Below are 1,802 nucleotides of genomic sequence, written 5' to 3' on the forward strand. Positions count from 1 at the left end.
AGGAGACAGGCACATGACCATCGAGACCTTCGAACGCGCCCTGCCGCACGGCATCACCCTGAGCTGCCGCGCCGCCGGCGAGGCGGGCCGCCCGCTGATGGTGTTCCTGCACGGCTTCCCGGAGGCCGCCTTCATCTGGGATCCGCTGCTCGAATGGTTCGCCGACCCGGCGCATGGCGGCTTCCGCTGCGTGGCGCCCAACCTGCGCGGCTTCGAGCGCTCCTCCTCGCCGCAGGAGGTCGACGCCTACCGGCCCCACCTGCTGGTGCAGGACGTGGCGGAACTGGCGAAGTCGGAGGCGGCCGACGGCCGCATCGACACCCTGGTCGCGCACGACTGGGGCGGCGCCTTCGGCTGGGGCTTTGCCAACGCGCTGCCGCAGCAGCTGGGCCGGCTAGTCATCATCAACTCGCCGCACCCGGGCACCTTCACCCGCGAGCTGAAGCACAACCCCGCGCAGCAGAAGGCCAGCGCCTACATGAACTGGCTGGCCGCGCCGGGCTCGGAGGCGGTGCTGGCCGAGAACGATTTCGCGCGCCTCTTTGCCATGTTCACCATGATGAAGGCCGGGCCCGACGGCTTCGGCTGGCTGGCCGAGCCGGTGAAGCAGCGCTACCGCGACGTGTGGAGCCAGGGCCTGACCGGCGCCTGCAACCTCTACCGCGTCACGCCGATGAAGCCGCCGGTGCCGGGTAGGACCAGCGCCGACGACATTCCCACCCTGCCCGACGAGCGCCTGCGCGTGCAGGCGCCGACGCTGGTGCTGTGGGCGCTGGACGACGCCGCGCTGCTGCCCGGCCTGCTCGACGGCCTGGAGCAATGGGTGCCGGCGCTGGAAGTGCAGAAGATCCCCGGCGCCACGCACTGGGTCATTCACGAGCAGCCCGAAGGCATCGCTGCACGCATCGAAGCCTTCCAGAAGAAGGCTCAATAGACTTTCGGCTCGCCCTCCGGCCGCGTCTTGAAGCGCCGGTGCACCCAGTAGTACTGCTCGGGCATGGCGTCGACGTAGCCCTGCAGCCGCAGGTTCATCTGCGCCGTGTCGGCCACCGCGTCCTGCGTCGGGAAATCGCGCCAGGCCGGCAGCACCTCGATCTCGTAGCCGCCGGGCACGATCTTCGCGATCACCGGCACCACCTTCGCCCGCGCCAGCCGGGCGAAGCGCGACAGCGAGGGCACGGTGGCCGCCGGCACGCCGTAGAAGGGCACGAACACCGACTGCGAGGGGCCGAAGTCCATGTCCGGCAGCAGGTACAGCACGCCGCCCTTGCGCAGGCCGGCGACGATCTCCTTCACGCCGTCCACGCGGTGCAGCACCGTGACGTTGCCGAAGCGCGTGCGGCCCTGGCGCGTCCACTCGTCGACCATCGGGTTGCGCTGCGTGGTGTAGATGGTCGTCGAAGGCTTCGGGTTGTGCTTGGTCAGCGCGGTGGCCGCCGCGTCCAGGCCGTAGAAGTGCGGTGCGAACAGGATGGTCGGATCGTTGCCCTCGTCGATCTCGCCGATGGCGCCGGTGATGCGGATGCGCCGGTCGATCGTCTCGGGCGGCGCGTGCCACAGCCAGCTGCGGTCGAGCCAGGCCTGCGCCACGTACACGAAGGTGCGGCGGGCGATGCGGCGGCGCTCGGCCACGCTCTTGCCGGGGAAGCACAGGGCCAGGTTCACGTCGACGACGCGCCGCCGCGGGCGGGCCAGCACGTACAGCAGGTGCCCGAAGCCCGCGCCCAGGCCGCGCACCAGCGGCAGCGGCAGGTGCGCCAGCGCCTTCATGAAGCCGATGCCCAGGCGGGCCGACAGGCTCA

General features: G+C 70.9%; 2 protein-coding genes. One reads left to right on the forward strand and one right to left on the reverse strand.

The genetic code is table 11. The features are described from left to right. Window positions 1-13: 13 nt before the first annotated feature. Window positions 14-934 carry an alpha/beta fold hydrolase gene (locus ACIY1X_RS20555; RefSeq protein WP_399684158.1) on the forward strand — a complete coding sequence of 307 codons (921 nt, stop codon included), beginning with the start codon at window positions 14-16 and terminating at the stop codon, window positions 932-934. Here the strand turns inward: ACIY1X_RS20555 and ACIY1X_RS20560 are convergent. Further along, window positions 928-1,797, reverse strand: coding sequence for a lipid A biosynthesis acyltransferase (locus tag ACIY1X_RS20560; protein WP_399684161.1), 870 nt, complete (start codon window positions 1,795-1,797; stop codon window positions 928-930). The two genes, ACIY1X_RS20555 and ACIY1X_RS20560, sit on opposite strands and share 7 nt — an antisense overlap. Window positions 1,798-1,802 lie beyond the last annotated feature (5 nt).

Origin of the sequence: Xenophilus sp. (assembly GCF_044462705.1) — a bacterium.
Taxonomy (GTDB): domain Bacteria; phylum Pseudomonadota; class Gammaproteobacteria; order Burkholderiales; family Burkholderiaceae_C; genus Xenophilus; species Xenophilus azovorans.